Genomic DNA, 17,763 nt, shown 5'->3' with positions numbered 1-17,763 from the left:
TCTGAGGCGGCGCCGGTCAGTCCGGTGCCGCCTCTGCCCCGGAACCGTTCAGGCAGCGAGGATCAGACTATGAAGAAGTTACGGTTATACATCGCTAGCGACGACGGTGCGGTTTCCGTCGACTGGGTTGTTCTCTGCGCTGCAGTCGTCGGGATGGCCGCAATGATTGCTGCGGCAATGGAAGATGGCGCCCTGGGCGCGGCACAAGCGATTGCCGCCTTCATGTCCAATTGGTCTTTCGGCTGATACCGGCAGAAACGACTGGCTCCAGTACGCTGCCTTCAAGGCACCTGCGCTGACCCGGCCAATGCCCGGGGTTCCCGTTGCAGTATGAGACACCCAGCAGCCGGTTCCGATTGCGGAACGCCGGCCTAAGTTGATGAGAGGTAACACAATGCGTGCAGTTTTCGGACTAGTGCTGATTGTCGGTGTCGCCCTCGCCGGCGGCGCCGTGATGATGGCCAAAAACTATATCTCGGCCTATCAGAATGAACTGGCGCGCGAACGCGCTGCCCGGGCTGAAGCGGTGCCGACGGTCGATGTGTTTGTCGCCACCAAGCCGCTGAAATACGGCGAGCGGCTGTCCAAGGAGGCGGTGCGTGCCGTGCGCTGGCCGGAAAACGCCATACCCGAAGGCGCCTATACCACCCTGGACGCCTTGTTCCCGCCGCAGAGCGGCGACAAGCTGCGGGTGGTGCTGCGCGCCATGGAGAAGGATGAGGCGGTCATGGCCGTCAAGGTCACCGCCCCGGGCGAGGATGCCGGCATCACCTCGCGGCTGCAGCGCGGAATGCGCGCCTTTGCGATCAAGGTCGATGTATCCTCCGGCGTCTCCGGCTTTCTACGCCCCGGCGACAAGGTGGACGTTTACTGGACCGGCATGATGCCCGGCGCCAACGGCGCGCGCGGAGAGGTCACCCGGCTGATCGAGACCAATGTGGAACTTGTGGCTGTGGACCAGAGCGCCGGCGGCGACATCAATGAAGCCATCATTGCCCGCACCGTCACCGTTGCCGTCAAGCCCGCGCAGGTGGCGGCGCTGGCGCAAGCCCAAACCACCGGGCGGCTGTCGCTGGCCCTGGTGGGCGCGGGCGATGACACCATTGCCACAGTGGTTGAAGTGGACCAGCGCACGCTGCTGGGATTGGGCGCCCTGGAGGCTCCGCAAGAAGTCGAGAAGGAAAAGGTTTGCACCATCCGCACCCGCCGCGGCGCCGAGGTTGTGGAAATCCCGATCCCTTGCGCCAACTAGAATTCATATGTCCGCACAGTCCTTTAACAGGTTCAGCCGTCTCTTCCCAGCGAAGGGCGGCTGTTCTGCCTGTTGCGCAGGCTCCACATTGGCGCCCCTTCAGGAAAGGTCTCGAAGCCTTTGATTCTTGCAATAATTCGGGATCTGCACCACAGTGCCCGAAACAGCGGGCAAAAAGACCCGGGTACTGAGGCGTGATCGGAAAGGCAGGTCACATGGCATTTAGACGGTTCGTGGCGGCGGCCCTGATGGGTCTATCGCTTATTGGCATGCCGCAGGCAGATGGGGCCTGGGCGCAATCTTTGCGGGTGGTGAAAAAGGGCACGGCGGCAACGCTGGACGTTCCGATGAACCGCGCGGTGGTGGTGGAAAGCGAAATCCCCTTTGCCGAACTCAGCATCGCCAACCCCGGCATCGCGGATATCTCCTCGCTGTCCGACCGCACCATTTACGTTCTGGGCAAATCGCCCGGCTTGACGACACTGACGCTGCTCGACGCTTCCGGCCGCCTGATCACCAATGTCAACGTGCGGGTCGCCGCCGATGTGACCGAGTTCAAGCAGCGTCTTCGCCAGATCCTGCCCAACGAGAAGATCGAAGTGCGCACCGCCAATGACGGCATCGTGCTGTCCGGCACCGTGTCCAGCTCGGCCCGGCTGCAGCGGGCGCTCGACCTGGCTGAACGCTACGCACCAGAGCGGGTCAGCAACCTGATGTCGGTGGGCGGCGTGCAGCAGGTGATGCTCAAGGTCCGCTTTGCCGAAATGCAGCGCTCGGTCTCGAAATCGCTGAGCGCCTCTCTCGGCTTCAACGGCGGCACCGGCAACGGCCGCACCGGTGGCTACAACACCCTGAACACCTCCGGTGCGCTGGCCAACTCACTGGCGGGCAACATCCCGGCCGCCAACGAAAACACCGGTGCCTTCCTGTTCGGCTTCAACGCAGGCTCCGTCCAGGTCAGCCTGCTGCTGGAAGCGCTGGAGCAGAAGGGCGTGGTCCGCACCCTGGCCGAACCGAACCTTTCGGCCCTTTCGGGTCAGGAAGCGAAATTCCTGGCAGGCGGCGAATACCCGGTGCCGGTGGCCCAGGAAGGCGGCGTGATCACCATCGAATTCAAGCCCTTCGGGATCGAGCTGAACTTCATCCCGCGGGTGGTTGACGGCGACCTGATCAATCTGGAACTGAACGCCGCGGTTTCCGCCATCGACCCGACCAATTCGCTGGAACTCAGCGGCCTGACCATCGACGCCTTCTCCCGCCGGGAAACCTCCACAACGGTGGAAATGCGCGACGGCGAAAGCTTTGCCATTGCCGGCCTGATCCGCGACGAATTCCTCGACAACTCCTCGCAGCTGCCCTGGCTGGGCGACGTGCCGGTGCTGGGCGCGCTGTTCCGCAGCGCCGATTACCAGCGCGAGCAGACCGAGCTGGTGATCATCGTCAGCGCCCATCTGGTCACCCCGACCCGCGGCGAGGCGCTGACGCTGCCGACCGACCGGGTGGCCCCGCCCAGCGAAAAGGATCTGTTCCTGTTCGGGCGCACATCCCGCAACCGCGCCGGGCCTGCCGCCGAGGTGGCCAAGCAGGATTTCAACGGCTCTTACGGCTACGTGCTGGACTGATAAGGAGTGGCACAGATGATCAGAACCGCTGCAATTCTCGGCCTTTTCCTGACCGCGGCCGCCTGCGAGCGGGAAGCCGGGCGCGAACTGAACCGCAGGGGAACCTTCGGCGAGGCCACCCTTAACAATTCGGCGGTGATGAGCGGCGAACGCAACTATGCCATCCAGCTGGCCGGCCGGTTCGCCCAGGAAGTGCCCACCACCATCACCTTCGACTTTGACAGCGCCCGGCTGGACCAGACCGCGCGCGCAGTGCTGGACCGGCAGGCGCATTGGATCAGGCAGTTTCCCGAAGTGCGCTTCCGCGTCTTCGGCCACACCGATGCGGTCGGCAGCAACGCCTACAACCGCAAGCTCGGCCTGCGCCGGGCCCGGGCGGCCGTGAATTACCTGGTGTCCCGCGGCATCAGCCGCAGCCGTCTGGAAGCGGTTATCTCGCACGGCGAGACACAGCCGCTGATTCCGACACCCGAGCGCGAACGCCGCAACCGCCGCACCGTGACCGAGGTGAGCGGCTTCCTCAAGCGCCACCAGACGGTGCTGGACGGAAAATACGCCCAGATCATCTATCGCGAATATCTGGAAAGCGCGGTTCCGGGGACCACCCTGACCCAGCAGAAGTCGCTGGAGCGCACGCTGCAATAAGGCAGCCGCGCTGCCGGGCGGTTACGAAGTAGTAACAATTCCCTATATTTGGGGATTTTTGGCCCCAATATCGCCTAGATTGCCACCGACATTGTTTCCAAGAGGCGAACTGTGCCCATGGCCCGGTTCCGCCCATGTGAACAAGGATGATGGCGATGAGCAGCGGTATGCCGCAGACAGAAACACCAGCAATTGTTGCCTGCACAATCAGCCGCGATGTGCAGAATTTCGACCTCCTGATCGAGGATATGGAAGCCGCCTTGGGAGAGGCCTGGGGCGATCTGGGCTTTGCCGAGGCGCTGGCTTTCTTTGGTCAGACCGAGGCGGAACCGCTGCAGTTTGTTGCCCTGGCCATCGACAGCGCCGATGAGGGGGATCTGCCGCTGATGGGCGAGATCATCACTCAGGCCAAGGCGCGCGGTATCAAGGTGATTCTGATTGCCGAGGACGTGACCCCGGCCGCGCTCCACACGCTGCTGCGCCAGGGCGCGGATGAATTTGTCCCCTACCCGCTGCCCGAGCAGGAATTGCAGGCGGCCATCGAACGGCTGCAGGCGCCGCCGCCGCCGGTGGCGCAGACCACGCATCAGCTGCAGTCCGGCAGCCAGCGCGAAGGCGCAGTGATTGTTTGCCACGGGCTGGCCGGCGGCACCGGCTCGACCACCATGGCGGTGAACCTGGCGTGGGAGCTTGCCGCGCTCAGCGAGCAGGAGGAGCCCAGCGTCTGCCTGCTGGATCTGGACCTGCAGCATGGTTCGGTCTCGACCTATCTGGACCTGCCCCGCCGCGAGGTGGTGATGGAGATGCTCAGCGAATCCGAGAGCATGGACGAGGATCTGTTCGGCCAGGCGCTGCTGCCGTTTCAGGAAAAGCTGCAGGTCCTGACCGCCCCGTCGGAACTGGTGCCGCTGGACCTGTTGTCGCCAGAGGACATCACCCGGGTGATCGAAATGGCGCGCAGCCATTTCGATTTTGTGGTCATCGACATGCCGCACACGCTGGTGCAGTGGTCCGAAACCGTGCTGAGCACGGCGCATGTCTATTTCGCCTTGATCGAACTGGACATGCGTTCAGCCCAGAACGCGCTGCGCATGAAACGGGCGCTGCAGTCGGAGGACCTGCCGTTTGAGAAACTGCGCTTTGCCCTGAACCGCGCGCCGAAGTTTACAGATCTTGCTGGCAAAAGCCGCGTCAAACGGATGGCCGAATCCCTCAGCATCTCGATCGACCTGCAATTGCCCGACGGCGGCAAGCAGGTGCTGCAAAGCTGCGACCACGGGCTGCCGCTGGCCGTTTCGGCTGCGAAAAATCCCTTGCGGAAAGAAATCGCCAAGCTCGCAGCCTCGCTGCATGAGCTGGGCCGCAGTGAAGCAGAAGCCGCCTGAACGGCTTGAATTGGGGGTGAGTTGATGTTTTCCAAGTACAAGAAGCAAGCGCCGAAACCTGCCGCGCCGACGCCTGAGCCGGCTGCAGCGGCCGCCGCCGCTGCCGCCCCAGCCGCCAGCCTGCGCCGCCCGGTGCAGCGCAAGGCGGCCGAGGCGCAGCCGATGGACAAGGAGCGCAAGCGCAAGGAGCGCCTGGGCGAGATCAAGATCCAGCTGCACCGGGAGCTGCTGGAAAACCTGAACCTGGCCGCGCTGGAACGCGCAGGCGAAGCGGAGCTGCGTTCTGAGATCGCCACCATCGCCACCGAGATCCTGGCCGAGAAAAGCATCGTCCTGAACCGCGAGGACCGGCAGCAGCTCAACAAGGAGCTGTATGACGAGGTGACGGGCCTGGGCCCGCTGGAGACGCTGCTGCAGGATGAATCGGTGAGCGATATCCTGGTCAACGGTCCGCATCAGATCTTTGTCGAACGCAGCGGCAAGCTGCAGCTGTCCGACATCACCTTCAAGGATGAGAAGCACCTGATGCGGATCATCGACAAGATCGTCTCTGCCGTGGGACGCCGGGTCGATGAATCCAACCCTTACGTGGACGCCCGCCTCGCCGACGGCTCGCGCTTCAACGCGATGGTGCCGCCGGTCGCGGTGGACGGCTCACTGGTGTCGATCCGGAAGTTCAAAAAGGACAAGCTGGGCATCGACGACCTGGTGCAATTTGGCGCCTTCACCGAAGAAATGGCAGCATATCTGCAAGCCGCCGTGTCGACCCGCCTGAACGTGATTGTTTCCGGCGGCACCGGTTCGGGTAAAACCACCACGCTGAACGCACTGTCGTCCTTCATCGACAACGCCGAGCGCATCCTGACAATTGAGGATACCGCGGAGCTTCAACTGCAGCAGACCCATGTGGGCCGGATGGAAAGCCGCCCGCCCAACGTCGAAGGCAAGGGCGAGGTCAGCCCCCGCGACTGCCTCAAGAACGCACTGCGGATGCGCCCCGACCGCATCATCGTCGGCGAAACCCGCGGCGAAGAAGTGATCGACATGCTGCAGGCCATGAACACTGGCCACGACGGCTCTATGACCACGATCCACGCCAACTCCGCCCGCGACGGCATTTCGCGTCTGGAAAACATGATCGCCATGGCCGGCATCGAGATGCCCATCAAGGCGGTGCGCAGCCAGATTGCATCGGCTGTGAACCTGATCGTGCAGGCCTCCCGCCTGCAGGACGGCTCGCGCCGGATGACCTCGATCACCGAAATTACCGGCATGGAGGGCGATGTGATCTCGATGCAGGAAATCTTCCGCTTCCAGCGCGTCGGCCTGACGCCCGACAACAAGATCATCGGCCACTTCACCGCCACCGGCGTGCGCAGCCATTACTCCGAGCGCTTCCGCCTGTGGGGGTTCGATCTGCCGCCCTCGATCTATGAACCCACCGTGATGGAGAAGCGCTGATGCAGCTGAGTGCGGAACCGCTTATCTATGGCCTGATCTTCTTCGGGGTGCTGGCCCTGGTCGAGGGCCTGTATCTGTTCACCTTCGGCAAATCCATCAGCCTCAACAGCCGGGTCAACCGCCGGCTGGAGATGATGGAGAAGGGCAGCAACCGCGAGCAGGTGCTGGAGCAGCTGCGCAAGGAGCTGGGCCAGCACGCCAGATCGCAGTCGATCCCGCTCTACTCGCTGCTGTCGGAACGGGCGCAGAAGGCGGCCATTGCCTTTTCACCGAAACAGCTGATCCTGATCATGGCCGGGCTGGCAGCGCTTGCCTTCGTCGGCCTCAGCATCGGCACGTCAGCCCCCCTGCCCGTCCGCATTCTGGGGTCCGTCATCATCGGTGTCGGCGCGGTGTTCTTCTGGGTCAACAAAAAGGCCGCCAAGCGGATGGCGCTGATTGAGGAGCAACTGCCCGACGCGGTGGAACTGATGGTGCGCTCTCTGCGCGTCGGCCACCCCTTCACCTCCGCGGTGCAGATCGTCGCCAATGAGGTGGAGGACCCGCTGGCCACCGAATTCGGCATCATCTCCGACGAATGCGCCTATGGCCGCGATGTCGGCGAAGCGCTCAAGGAAATGGCCGAGCGGCTGGATATGCAGGACATGCGTTTCCTGGCGGTTGCCGTGACCATCCAGCAGCAATCGGGCGGCAACCTGGCCGAAGTGCTGGCAGGCCTCGCCAAGGTGATCCGCGCCCGCTTCCGCCTGTTCCGCCGCGTGAAGGCGATCACCGCCGAAGCGCAATGGTCGGGCAAGTTCCTGTCGGGGTTCCCGCTGTTCTGTCTGGTCGGCATCCTGGTCAAGGATCCCAACTATTACGACAAGGTGCTGGACCACCCCTGGTTTATTCCCGCCTGCTTTGCGGTGGGCGTGATGCTGACCGCCAACCTCTTTGTCATGCGCATGCTGACCAACATCAAAGTTTAAGGAGGGGACTGTGGGTTTTCTGACCGGTATAAACGACTACCTGACCTCGCACTTCGGCGAATTCGGCCCGCTCCTTGCGCTTGGCATTGCCGGGCTGTTCATGATCCTGCTGGCGGTTCCGCTGCTGCTGAACCAGCCCGAGGATCCGCTGAAGAAACTGCAGAAGAACATCAAGCCGGAGACCCGAAGCGACCCCAAAAAGGAACGTCTGCGCCAGGCCAACCGCAACGAACAGCTGCAGAAATTCGCGGGCTTTCTGGAGCCGCAGAACGCCGATGAGCTGTCGGCGATGGAGCTCAAGCTGCGCCAGGCGGGCTACCACTCAAAAGACTCGGTGCGCCTGTTCCATTTTGCCCAGTTTGCCCTCGGCCTGCTGGGGCTGATGGGCGGGCTGTTCTTTGTCTATGTGCTGAAGGCCGACATCGACTATGACAGCCAGCAGATGGCGATCCGCATCATCGGACCCGGCGCGGCTGGTTACTTGCTGCCGAAATACTGGATCACCCGCCGCATCGAAGAGCGCAAGCAGAAGATCACCGAAGGGTTCCCCGATGCGCTGGACATGATGCTGGTCTGTGTCGAGGCCGGCCAGTCGCTGGACCAGGCGATTGTCCGCGTCGCCAAGGAGCTGCACGCCTCCTACCCGGATCTGGCCGAGGAATTCGAGGTCGTCGCCTATGAGATGAAGGCGGGCAAGGAAAAGGACAAGGTGCTGCGCGACATGGGCACCCGCTGCGGGGTGCAGGATGTCTCCTCTTTCGTGACGGTAATGATCCAGTCCGCCAGCTTCGGCACCTCGATTGCAGATGCGCTGCGGGTTTATGCCGGTGAAATGCGTGACAAGCGCGTGATGCGCGCCGAAGAGGCCGCAAACAAGTTGCCCGTGAAGATGACCCTTGCCACAATGGGACTGACGGTCCCGCCGCTGCTGATCATTCTGGTTGGCCCGTCGATACAGGGCATCATGAATATGGGCAACTGAACATGACAGCAAAAGGACGGGCCATGCCTGTCCGCCTCGGACGTGCTCTTGCCGCCGCCAGCGCCATCGTGCTGGCGGCGGCCTGCGCGCCGGGCGGTCTGAAACAGGACAAGGGCAGCCCCTGGGCGCCCGGCGCCGACCACCGGAAAACCGCAGAGGATGGTTTGCAGGTCGGCCACCGGCTGATGGCCGCAGGCGAGCACGAGCTGGCGCTGGAGGCCTTCACCCGCGCTGCGCTCGACCAGGGGCTGACGGCCGAGGTGCTGTCCGGCATGGGCTCGGCCAAGCTGGGCCTCCGGCGTCTGGGCCAGGCAGAGGAGCTGCTGCGCCAGGCAGTCGATGCCGACCCGGCCTGGCCCGAGCCGATGAACAACCTAGGCGTCGTGCTGATGGAACGCGGCAAAACCGCCGAAGCCGTGCAGGTGTTCCAGCGCGCCTATGCGCTGGACAATGGCGAAAGTGACGCAATCCGCGATAATTTGCGCCTGGCACTCGCAAAACTGGACAATCCTGCGCATACTGAGCCGCAAAACCAAGATTATAAATTGGTGCGGCAAGGCGGCGGCAGCTACCTGATTCGCCCGACACCATGACAGAGGCAGAGCAGTAAAAGGACGCACCCATGCGCCAGCAGTTTTTCCTATCCGCTTCTCTGGCAGGGGCGCTGGTCCTGTCCGCCTGCGCAGAGAAAGCCGACGAAACCGTGGAACGGGCCTTTCAGGAAGTGAATGTCATTGACGAGAGCAATCTCAACGATGTCATGATGACCGTGGCCGACCCGAATGAGGCGGTGGTCCACTTCCAGCGCACCCTCAAGACCAGCCCGGACCGGATCGAGCTGCAGCGCGGCCTCGCCTATTCGCTGATCCGTGCCAAGCGCACCACCGAGGGCACCACCGCCTGGAAGAAGGTGGTGTCGATGAAGGGCGCCACCAGCGAGGATCACGTGCAACTGGCGGGCGCCCTGGTGCGCAGCGGTGAATGGGACGCGGCCAAGGCCGTTCTGGACAAAGTGCCGCCGACCCATGAGACCTATGAGCGCTACCGGCTTGAGGCCGTGGTGGCGGATGCAGGCAAGGACTGGAAGCGGGCGGACAGCTTCTACGAGATCGCCACCGGGCTGACCACCAAACCCGCCAAGGTGATGAACAACTGGGGCTATTCCAAGCTGACCCGCGGCGATTTCGCCGGGGCTGAGCGTTTGTTCGGCGAAGCGATCCGCCAGAGCCCGAGCCTGTTCACCGCCAAGAACAACCTGGTGCTGGCCCGCGGCGCGCAGCGCAACTACACCCTGCCGGTGATCCCGCTGGACCAGACCGAACGCGCGCTGCTGCTGCATACGCTGGCGCTGTCGGCGGTGAAGCAGGGTGACGTCAAGGTGGGTGAAAACCTGCTGCGCGAGGCCATCGAGACCCACCCGCAGCACTTCGAGGAAGCCTCGCGCTCGCTGGCAGCTCTGGAAAACGGCTGATCCATGCAGTTCCCGGCCCACGCCGCCCTGTGGTTCCTGCCCTTCGTGCTGCCGCTGTGCTTGACGGTGGCGCTGACTGACCTGCGCGGCATGCGCATCCCGAATTGGGCGGTGGACGTGCTGGCGGTGATCTATGTGGCTGTGGGGGCTATTGCGATGCCTTCCTGGGCGGACTACGGCTGGCACCTGCTGCATCTTCCGGCCGGGATCGGCCTGGGCTTCCTGTTCTATTCCGCTGGCGCCGTCGGCGCCGGCGATGCCAAGTTTGCCGGTGCCGCCGCGCCCTTCTTTGCGCTTGGCGATTTGCGTCTCTTGATGATTATCTTTGCCGCCACCCTGCTGGCAGGCTTCACCGCCCACCGGATCGCCAAATACACCCCGCTGCGCCAGCTGGCACCGCATTGGCAAAGCTGGGAAACCGGCAAGAGCTTTCCCATGGGCCTGTGCCTGGGCGGCACCCTTGCACTCTACCTGATCCTCGCCGCCCTGTTCGGCAGCTGAGCGGCACTGCCCCTCAAAACTGTCCCGGTTTTCCTGCCGCCTCCGCGGAAATGCTGCAGCTCTGCCCCGCTGTTGCCACAGTCCTGAATAGTCTGTTTCCAAGCCTGCCTCCGCACCGGGGGCGCAAATACGGACTTCAGGAACAGGCACCGCCATGAACATGCAGAACCTCACCGTGACGGCCCCGCCAGCCCCCAAGGGGCTGGAGCAGATGCAGCTGCCGGTGGTGATGATGCGGGACATCCTGCTCAAGACAATCTTTCGCAAGAACGCGGAAACGGTGACCGAAATTGCCGAAGCAATCTGCCTGCCCGGCGCTGTCACCCAAGAGCTGGTGGACATGGCCCGCGAGCAGAAGCTGCTCGAAGCCACCGGCACGCTGAACGCCAACAGCGGCAACGAGATGGGCTATCAGCTGACCGATGCCGGCAAGGCCCGTGCGCTGGATGCGCTCAGCCAGTCGGAGTACTTTGGCGCCATGCCGGTGCCGCTGGCGGTTTACCGCGAGCAGGTCAAGCGCCAGTCGATCCGCAACATCCAGGTGACCCGCGACCAGCTGACCAATGCGATGGGCCACCTGATCCTGCCCAACAGCCTGCTGGACCACCTGGGCCCGGCGGTCAGCGCCGGCCGCTCGATCCTGATGTACGGCCCGCCGGGCAACGGTAAATCCTCGATCTCCAACGGCATCCGCGACGCTCTGGGGGATCATGTCTACGTGCCCCGCGCCATCGAATATTCCGGCCAGGTGATCACCGTCTTCGACCCGATCGTCCACACAGAAGTCGCGCAAGAGCCCGAAGACCCGAACGCCCTGCGCCGCCGCCGCCGCTTCGACGAGCGCTATGTGATGTGCGAGCGCCCCACCGTGGTCACCGGTGGTGAGCTGTCGCTGGACATGCTGGACCTGGTCTACAACCCCACCGCGCGCACCTATCAGGCACCGCTGCAGCTGAAATCCACCGGCGGCATTTTCATCGTCGACGACCTCGGCCGCCAGGCGGAGCCGCCGCAGGCGCTGGTCAACCGCTGGATCGTGCCGCTGGAGGAAAGCAAGGACATCCTGGCGCTGCAATCAGGCGAGAAATTCGAGGTGCCCTTCGACACCCTGGTGATATTCTCCACCAACTTTCACCCGAACGAGATCTTCGACCAGGCGGCGCTGCGCCGGATCTTCTTCAAGATCAAGATCGACGGGCCGGATCAGGAGAACTTCCTCAAGATCTTTGCCATGATGGCCCGCAAAAAGGGCATGCCCTTGGACGAAGGCACCCTGGTTCACCTTCTCAAGAATAAATACCCCGCCATCAGCAACATCTACGCCAACTACCAGCCGGGGTTCCTGATCGACCAGATGATCGCGATCTGCGAGTTCGAGGGCATCCCCTATCAGATGTCGCCCGACCTGATCGACCGGGCCTGGGCCAACATGTTCGTCAAGGACGAGCAGATCGTGAAATGACCCGGATCCAAAGTTTTTTGAAAACTTTGGGCAAAACTTTTCTAAAAAGTTTTGCGGCAGCACCTACATGGGACGGATGAGCAGTCTGCCACCCGTCATCGAAACCTGGTTTGCCTCCAAAGGCTGGTCAATCCACCCGCACCAGCACGCCATGCTGGAGCGGGCGTCTCAACCCTGCACGCTGCTGATCGCCCCCACCGGCGGCGGCAAGACCATGGCCGGCTTCCTGCCCACCCTGGTGGAGCTGGCGGACGGCAGCCACGAGGGGCTGCACACCCTCTATATCTCCCCGCTCAAGGCGCTGGCGGCCGACATCAAGCGCAACCTGCGCGCGCCAGTCGAGGAGATGGGCCTGCCCGTCCGCATCGACGACCGCACGGGCGACACCCCCTCCAGCCGCAAGAAACGCCAGCGCGCCGACCCGCCGCATATCCTGCTGACCACGCCGGAAAGCCTCGCCCTGCTCACCTCCTACGAGGACGCGGCCCGCACCTTCAAGGGCCTCAAGCGGGTGGTGGTCGACGAAATCCATGCCCTGGCCGAAAGCAAGCGCGGTGACCAGCTGATGCTGGCGCTGGCCCGGCTGCAAACCCTCTGTCCGGATCTGCGCCGGGTGGGTCTGTCGGCCACCGTGGACGACCCGCAGGCGATTGCCAGCTACCTCGCCAGGCATCCGGACCCCTGCGATATCATGCAGGCCGACCCCGGCCCCGCCCCCGACATCCGGATGCTGGAAACCGATGAGCCGCCCCCTTGGGCCGGCGGCGGCGCGGCCTATGCGATCCCGGCAGTGATGGAGCAGATCAAGGCGCACAACACCACACTGATCTTCCACAACACCCGCGCCCAGGCAGAGATATTCTTTCACAATCTCTGGCTCGCCAACGAGGACGCGCTGCCCATCGGCATCCACCACGGATCGCTCGACCGGGTCCAGCGCGAGCGGGTCGAGGCGGCAATGGTCCGCGGCGAGCTGCGCGCCATCGTCTGCACCGGCTCCCTGGACCTCGGCATCGACTGGGGCGACGTGGACCTGGTAATCCAGATCGGCGCCCCCAAGAACGTCAAACGCTTGGTGCAGCGCATCGGCCGCGCCAACCACCGCTATAACGCACCGTCCAAGGCGCTGCTTGTGCCTGCCAACCGGTTCGAAGTGGTCGAATGCCGCGCCGCGCTGGAGGCGGTGCGGGAAAACGACCTGGACGGCGCACCGCGCGGTCCCGGCCCCCGCGACGTCCTGTGCCAGCACATCCTGATCGCAGCCTGCGCGGGCCCCTTCGACGCTGACCAGCTCTATGCGGAAATGACCCAGGCGGGGGCCTATGCTGCCCTGCCCCGCGCCGAATTCGATGCCTGTCTCGATTTTTGCGCCACTGGCGGCTACGCGCTGAAGGCTTACGACCAGTGGCAGCGCCTGCTGCAGCGACCGGATGGCAAGTGGCAGCTGCGCGACCCACGCGCCGCCGCCCGCATCCGCATGAATCTGGGCACCATCCAGGACACCGATCTGGTCAAGGTCCGCCTGAAACGCAATCGCGGCGGCAAACCGCTGGGCGAGATCGAAGAAGCCTTTGCCGCCACCCTCACCCCCGGCGACACCTTCCTGATCGGCGGCCAGACCGTGCGCTACGAGGGCCTGCGCGAGATGACCGTGGAGGTCAGCCGCAACCCCGGTAAAAAACCCAAGATCGCCGTCTTCTCCGGCACCAAATTCGCCACCTCCACCCAGCTCAGCGCCCGCATTCTGGAGATGTTCAAACAGGACAGCTGGCCCAGCCTGCCGCGCCACACAGCCGATTGGCTGGACCTCCAGCGCCAGGTTTCCGAGCTTCCCCGCGCAGGCGCCCTGCTGATCGAAAGCTTCCCGCATGACGGCCGCGAGCACGCCTGCATCTATGGCTTCGCAGGCCGCAACGCCCAGCAGACGCTGGGGCTTCTCCTGACCAAGCGGATGGAGGAACTGGGCCTCGACCCCCTCGGCTTTGTCGCCACCGACTACGCAACCTTGATCTGGGGACTGGAGGAACTCACCGACCCGGCGCCGCTGTTCGACACCGGCGCCTTGCGCGACGGGCTGGAGGGCTGGCTGGCGGGCAATGCGGTGATGAAACGCGCCTTCCGCGGAGCGGCCACCATCGCAGGCCTCATAGAACGCAACACGCCGGGCCAGCGCAAGAACGGGCGGCAGGCCACCTTCTCCTCCGACATCCTCTATGACACGCTGCGCAAGTACGATCCCAATCACCTGCTGCTGGACATCACCCGCGAAGAAGCCCTGCGCGGGCTGGTGGATTTCGGACGGATCGAAGAAATGCTGGACCGCATCGAGGGCCGCATAATGCTCAGGCGGCTGCAACGGATTTCCCCCCTTGCCGCGCCGCTGCTGCTAGAGGCTGGAAAAGTGCCGGTCAAAGGCGCGGCAGAGGAGAAATTGCTGCTGCGGGAAACCGAAGCTCTGATGCAGCAATCCGGGCTCAGCGCCCTGCCGCAATAGGTCTTGCCAGCGCCGCTGGCACCGTTAAGAACGCACCATGAACGGCTTCGATTTCACCCTCGCAGGCGCCCGCCTGACCGCCCTCGGCAGCGGCGCTCTCTGGTGGGCGGAGCAGCGCACCCTCTGCGTCTCCGACCTGCATCTGGGCAAGTCCGAACGCCACGCGCGGCGCGGCGGCAGCGTTCTGCCGCCCTATGAAACCCGCGACACGCTGGACCGGCTCGAAGCCGCGCTGGAGATCACCGGCGCGCAAACGCTGATCTGCCTTGGTGATAGTTTCGACGATGACGCAGCCTGCCGCGCGCTGCCCCAGGCTGATCTGAACCGCATCGCCCGCCTGATGCAGAATCGCCGCTGGATCTGGATCGAGGGAAACCACGACCCTGCCCCGCCAGCCCTTGGCGGAGAGCACGCCGCCGCCCTGACGCTGGGCCCGCTCACCTTCCGCCACATTGCCGACCCGAAATCCAGCGCGGAAATCTCCGGCCACTACCACCCCAAGGCGCGGCTGCGCAGCACCTCCCGGCCCGCCTTTCTGCTCGACCGGTTTCGTCTGATCCTGCCTGCCTTCGGAACCTACACCGGGGGCCTGCGCAGCAGCGATCCTGCGTTCACTCCGCTGATGGCACCCGACGCCCTCGCGATCCTGACAGGGCCGCGGCCGCTGCCGGTGCCGATGCCGCGCTGACCAGGCAAATGGCGCAGCGTCACCTGCGCAAGGCGCCGGCGCTCCACTATGCTGCTGGCAGACCAGCAGAAGGACACCGCAATGGAAGACCGCATCCGCAGCAGCTTCGCCAAGCAAAGCATGATGCAAACACTGGGCGCCGAAGTCGAAAGCGTCGCAGCAGGTGAAGTGGTGATCACCGCCCCGATCCTGCCGGGCAGCCGCCAGCAGCACGATGTGGCCCATGCCGCCCTCAGCTTCGCCATCGGCGACACGGCGGCAGGCTACGCCGCGCTCACCGTGATGCCCGAGGACTGCGAAGTGATGACCGCAGAGATGAAGATCAACCTGCTGGCTCCCGGCGCCGGAGAACACCTGCGCGCCACCGGCAAGGTCATCAAGCCGGGCCGCCGCCTTGTCATCGTCACGGCAGAGGTCCACGCAATAACAGGCAAGGAGGAAAAGCTGGTTGCCCTCCTGCAGGGCACCATGGTTCCGGTCACTTCCTGACCCCCGACTTTTCATCTTTCCAAACAAATACTCCCGCCGGAGGCGTCCGGCGGGAGCTGGTCAGGTCAACGCTCAGCGTTCTGCGCTTACGCGGTCAGGCCTTCCGGCTCGGCCAGGTTGTTGGCGCGGCAGGCGGCGGTCACCGTGTTGGCCAGCAGGCAGGCGATGGTCATCGGGCCGACACCGCCCGGCACCGGGGTGATGGCGCCCGCGCGCTCAGCCGCAGAGGCATAGTCCACATCGCCCACCAGGCGGGTCTTACCCTCGCCCTTCTCCGGCGCGTCAATGCGGTTGATGCCAACGTCGATCACGGTGGCGCCTTCCTTGATCCAGTCGCCCGGCACCATCTCCGGACGGCCCACGGCCGCCACCACGATGTCGGCGCGGCGCACCACATCCGGCAGATCCTTGGTGCGGCTGTGCGCAATCGTCACGGTGCAGCTGTCGCCCAGCAGCAATTGCGCCATCGGCTTGCCGACAATGTTGGAGCGGCCGATCACCACCGCGTCCAGGCCCGACAGCGAGCCGTGGTGCTCGCGCAGCATCATCAGGCAGCCCAAGGGCGTGCAGGGCACCATCGACTTCTGGCCGGTGCCCAGCAGGCCGACGTTGGAGATGTGGAAGCCGTCCACATCCTTCTCCGGCGCGATCGAGTTGATCACCAGATCCTCGTCCAGATGCCCCGGCAGCGGCAGCTGCACCAGGATGCCATGCACCTTCGGGTCGCTGTTCAGCTGATCGATCAGCGCCAGCAGATCGGCCTCGGAGGTGCCCGCGTCCAGCTTGTGCTCGAACGAGTTCATGCCCACCTCAACGGTGCTCTTGCCCTTGGAGCGGACATAGACCTGAGAGGCCGGGTCCTCGCCCACCAGCACCACCGCCAGCCCGGGGGTGATGCCATGCTCCTCTTTCAGCCGCGCCACATGCTCCGCCACCTGGCCGCGCACCTTGGCCGCAAAGGCCTTGCCGTCAATCACTGTTGCTGCCATTGCTCTCTTCCTTTCCGCCGGGGGCGCCGCCCCGGATCCGGTCCCGTCATCTCAAAGCTTCAGCGGCCCGGGTGTCCCCGGGCCGCTGCATTCCGTTTGCGGTGCCTTAGAACAGGCCTTCGATCTGGCCGTCATCGTTCAGGCAGATGGTTTCCGCCGCCGGTTTGCGCGGCAGCCCCGGCATTGTCATGATCTCGCCGCAGACCGCAACGATGAAGCCGGCACCGGCCGACAGGCGCACTTCGCGCACCGGCACCGAGTGGCCCACCGGCGCCCCGCGCAAGCTCGGGTCGGTCGAGAAGGAGTACTGGGTCTTGGCCATGCAGACCGGCAGGTTGCCGTAGCCCGCTTCTTCCCATTCCTTCAGCTGGTTGCGGATCTTGTTGTCCGCCAGCACCTCGTCGGCGCGGTAGATGCGCTTGGCGATGGTCTCGATCTTCTCGAACAGCGGCATCTCGTCGGGGTAGATCGGCGAGAAGTTGGCAGAGCCTGCATCGACGATCTCAACCACTTTCTCCGCCAGCGGCGCAGAGCCCTCGGAGCCCAGCTCCCAGTGGCGCGACAGCACCGCCTCGACGCCGTGGGTGGCGCAGTAGGCTTTGACGGCGTCAACTTCGGCATCGGTGTCGGTCACGAAGTGGTTGATCGCAACCACCACCGGCACGCCGAAGGATTTGACGTTCTCGATGTGGCGGCCGAGGTTGGCGCAGCCCTTGTTGACCGCATCGACGTTCTCGGCGCCCAGATCCGCCTTGGCAACGCCGCCGTTCATCTTCATCGCGCGCACGGTGGCCACCAGCACCACCGCCGACGGCGCGATGCCTGCCTTGCGGCACTTGATGTTCATGAACTTCTCGGCGCCCAGGTCCGCGCCGAAGCCCGCCTCGGTGACCACATAGTCGGCCACTTTCAGCGCGGTCTTGGTGGCGATCACCGAGTTGCAGCCGTGCGCGATGTTGGCAAACGGGCCGCCGTGCACGAAGGCCGGGTTGTTTTCCAGGGTCTGCACCAGGTTCGGCTGCATCGCGTCTTTCAGCAGCACGGTCATCGCGCCTTCGGCCTTGATGTCGCGGCAGTAGACCGGGGTCTTGTCGCGGCGGTAGGCCACGATGATGTCGCCCAGGCGCTTCTCCAGGTCCTTCAGATCGTTGGCCAGGCACAGGATCGCCATCACTTCCGACGCCACGGTGATGTCAAAGCCCGCTTCGCGCGGGAAGCCGTTGGAGACGCCGCCGAGGGAGGCGGTGATCTGGCGCAGGGCGCGGTCGTTCATGTCGACCACCCGGCGCCATGCGACGCGGCGCACGTCGATCTCGCACTCGTTGCCCCAGTAGATGTGGTTGTCGATCATCGC

At 64.3% G+C, this 17,763-nt stretch carries 17 protein-coding genes; 15 read left to right on the top strand and 2 right to left on the bottom strand.

The window, feature by feature from the left end; genetic code table 11:
• The first annotated feature begins 69 nt into the window (after positions 1-69).
• The 15 genes from ACTRWG_RS17140 to ACTRWG_RS17070 all read left to right on the top strand — a co-directional run bounded on the left by ACTRWG_RS17140 (position 70) and on the right by ACTRWG_RS17070 (position 15,420).
• Positions 70-246, top strand: coding sequence for a hypothetical protein (locus tag ACTRWG_RS17140; protein WP_167332327.1), 177 nt, complete (start codon positions 70-72; stop codon positions 244-246).
• A gap of 148 nt (positions 247-394) precedes the next feature.
• Positions 395-1,252 carry a Flp pilus assembly protein CpaB gene (gene cpaB / locus ACTRWG_RS17135; protein WP_027236754.1) on the top strand — a complete coding sequence of 286 codons (858 nt, stop codon included), beginning with the start codon at positions 395-397 and terminating at the stop codon, positions 1,250-1,252.
• A gap of 215 nt (positions 1,253-1,467) precedes the next feature.
• On the top strand, positions 1,468-2,874 hold the full coding sequence (locus ACTRWG_RS17130; RefSeq protein ID WP_036797428.1) for a type II and III secretion system protein family protein: 1,407 nt from the start codon (positions 1,468-1,470) through the stop codon (positions 2,872-2,874).
• Between the two features lie 15 nt (positions 2,875-2,889).
• Positions 2,890-3,519, top strand: coding sequence for an OmpA family protein (locus ACTRWG_RS17125; RefSeq protein WP_027236752.1), 630 nt, complete (start codon positions 2,890-2,892; stop codon positions 3,517-3,519).
• 155 nt (positions 3,520-3,674) lie between these two features.
• Positions 3,675-4,904 carry an AAA family ATPase gene (locus ACTRWG_RS17120; RefSeq protein ID WP_027236751.1) on the top strand — a complete coding sequence of 410 codons (1,230 nt, stop codon included), beginning with the start codon at positions 3,675-3,677 and terminating at the stop codon, positions 4,902-4,904.
• Between the two features lie 24 nt (positions 4,905-4,928).
• Positions 4,929-6,365: a CpaF family protein gene (locus ACTRWG_RS17115; protein WP_027236750.1), complete on the top strand. Its 1,437-nt coding sequence runs from the start codon at positions 4,929-4,931 to the stop codon at positions 6,363-6,365.
• Complete coding sequence (locus ACTRWG_RS17110; RefSeq protein WP_027236749.1) at positions 6,365-7,333, top strand: type II secretion system F family protein; 969 nt, start codon at positions 6,365-6,367, stop codon at positions 7,331-7,333. The genes ACTRWG_RS17115 and ACTRWG_RS17110 overlap by 1 nt, the downstream gene beginning before the upstream one ends.
• Positions 7,334-7,343: 10 nt before the next feature.
• Entirely contained in the window at positions 7,344-8,315 is a 972-nt protein-coding gene (locus ACTRWG_RS17105) for a type II secretion system F family protein (protein WP_027236748.1), read from the top strand.
• 2 nt (positions 8,316-8,317) lie between these two features.
• On the top strand, positions 8,318-8,908 hold the full coding sequence (locus ACTRWG_RS17100) for a tetratricopeptide repeat protein (protein ID WP_027236747.1): 591 nt from the start codon (positions 8,318-8,320) through the stop codon (positions 8,906-8,908).
• Positions 8,909-8,937: 29 nt separating this feature from the next.
• The gene (locus ACTRWG_RS17095) at positions 8,938-9,786 is read left to right on the top strand and encodes a tetratricopeptide repeat protein (protein ID WP_027236746.1); all 849 of its coding nucleotides are present in this window, start codon (positions 8,938-8,940) and stop codon (positions 9,784-9,786) included.
• A gap of 3 nt (positions 9,787-9,789) precedes the next feature.
• Positions 9,790-10,287, top strand: a complete 498-nt coding sequence (locus ACTRWG_RS17090; RefSeq protein WP_027236745.1) for a prepilin peptidase — start codon at positions 9,790-9,792, stop codon at positions 10,285-10,287.
• Between the two features lie 154 nt (positions 10,288-10,441).
• A complete protein-coding gene (locus tag ACTRWG_RS17085) occupies positions 10,442-11,749 on the top strand; it encodes an ATPase (RefSeq protein ID WP_027236744.1) in 1,308 nt (435 codons plus the stop codon).
• A gap of 76 nt (positions 11,750-11,825) precedes the next feature.
• The gene (locus ACTRWG_RS17080; protein WP_027236743.1) at positions 11,826-14,243 is read left to right on the top strand and encodes a ligase-associated DNA damage response DEXH box helicase; all 2,418 of its coding nucleotides are present in this window, start codon (positions 11,826-11,828) and stop codon (positions 14,241-14,243) included.
• Positions 14,244-14,280: 37 nt separating this feature from the next.
• A complete protein-coding gene (gene pdeM, locus ACTRWG_RS17075) occupies positions 14,281-14,931 on the top strand; it encodes a ligase-associated DNA damage response endonuclease PdeM (protein ID WP_027236742.1) in 651 nt (216 codons plus the stop codon).
• 81 nt (positions 14,932-15,012) lie between these two features.
• Positions 15,013-15,420 carry a PaaI family thioesterase gene (locus tag ACTRWG_RS17070; RefSeq protein ID WP_027236741.1) on the top strand — a complete coding sequence of 136 codons (408 nt, stop codon included), beginning with the start codon at positions 15,013-15,015 and terminating at the stop codon, positions 15,418-15,420.
• Between the two features lie 86 nt (positions 15,421-15,506).
• Here ACTRWG_RS17070 and folD read toward each other — a convergent pair whose 3' ends face one another.
• Positions 15,507-16,409, bottom strand: a complete 903-nt coding sequence (folD, locus tag ACTRWG_RS17065) for a bifunctional methylenetetrahydrofolate dehydrogenase/methenyltetrahydrofolate cyclohydrolase FolD (protein WP_027236198.1) — start codon at positions 16,407-16,409, stop codon at positions 15,507-15,509.
• Between the two features lie 106 nt (positions 16,410-16,515).
• On the bottom strand, positions 16,516-17,763 hold a 1,248-nt coding region (locus tag ACTRWG_RS17060; RefSeq protein WP_462829666.1), incomplete at its 5' end, for a formate--tetrahydrofolate ligase.

The organism is Leisingera sp. G5_S3_59_S7 (assembly GCF_054968485.1).
Note: the sequence above shows the minus strand (reverse complement) of the source record. Positions and strands in the feature narration are given on the sequence as shown.

Excerpts from the sequence above, each read along its gene's own strand:
- ACTRWG_RS17110 (WP_027236749.1), top strand. The coding sequence starts at position 6,365 with ATGCAGCTGAGTGCGGAACCGCTTATCTATGGCCTGATCTTCTTCGGG.
- ACTRWG_RS17115 (WP_027236750.1), top strand. The coding sequence starts at position 4,929 with ATGTTTTCCAAGTACAAGAAGCAAGCGCCGAAACCTGCCGCGCCGACG.
- ACTRWG_RS17070 (WP_027236741.1), top strand. The coding sequence starts at position 15,013 with ATGGAAGACCGCATCCGCAGCAGCTTCGCCAAGCAAAGCATGATGCAA.
- ACTRWG_RS17120 (WP_027236751.1), top strand. The coding sequence starts at position 3,675 with ATGAGCAGCGGTATGCCGCAGACAGAAACACCAGCAATTGTTGCCTGC.
- ACTRWG_RS17125 (WP_027236752.1), top strand. The coding sequence starts at position 2,890 with ATGATCAGAACCGCTGCAATTCTCGGCCTTTTCCTGACCGCGGCCGCC.
- ACTRWG_RS17085 (WP_027236744.1), top strand. The coding sequence starts at position 10,442 with ATGAACATGCAGAACCTCACCGTGACGGCCCCGCCAGCCCCCAAGGGG.
- ACTRWG_RS17090 (WP_027236745.1), top strand. The coding sequence starts at position 9,790 with ATGCAGTTCCCGGCCCACGCCGCCCTGTGGTTCCTGCCCTTCGTGCTG.
- folD (WP_027236198.1), bottom strand. The coding sequence starts at position 16,409 with ATGGCAGCAACAGTGATTGACGGCAAGGCCTTTGCGGCCAAGGTGCGC.
- ACTRWG_RS17140 (WP_167332327.1), top strand. The coding sequence starts at position 70 with ATGAAGAAGTTACGGTTATACATCGCTAGCGACGACGGTGCGGTTTCC.
- ACTRWG_RS17080 (WP_027236743.1), top strand. The coding sequence starts at position 11,826 with ATGAGCAGTCTGCCACCCGTCATCGAAACCTGGTTTGCCTCCAAAGGC.
- ACTRWG_RS17100 (WP_027236747.1), top strand. The coding sequence starts at position 8,318 with ATGACAGCAAAAGGACGGGCCATGCCTGTCCGCCTCGGACGTGCTCTT.
- ACTRWG_RS17130 (WP_036797428.1), top strand. The coding sequence starts at position 1,468 with ATGGCATTTAGACGGTTCGTGGCGGCGGCCCTGATGGGTCTATCGCTT.
- pdeM (WP_027236742.1), top strand. The coding sequence starts at position 14,281 with ATGAACGGCTTCGATTTCACCCTCGCAGGCGCCCGCCTGACCGCCCTC.
- ACTRWG_RS17095 (WP_027236746.1), top strand. The coding sequence starts at position 8,938 with ATGCGCCAGCAGTTTTTCCTATCCGCTTCTCTGGCAGGGGCGCTGGTC.
- cpaB (WP_027236754.1), top strand. The coding sequence starts at position 395 with ATGCGTGCAGTTTTCGGACTAGTGCTGATTGTCGGTGTCGCCCTCGCC.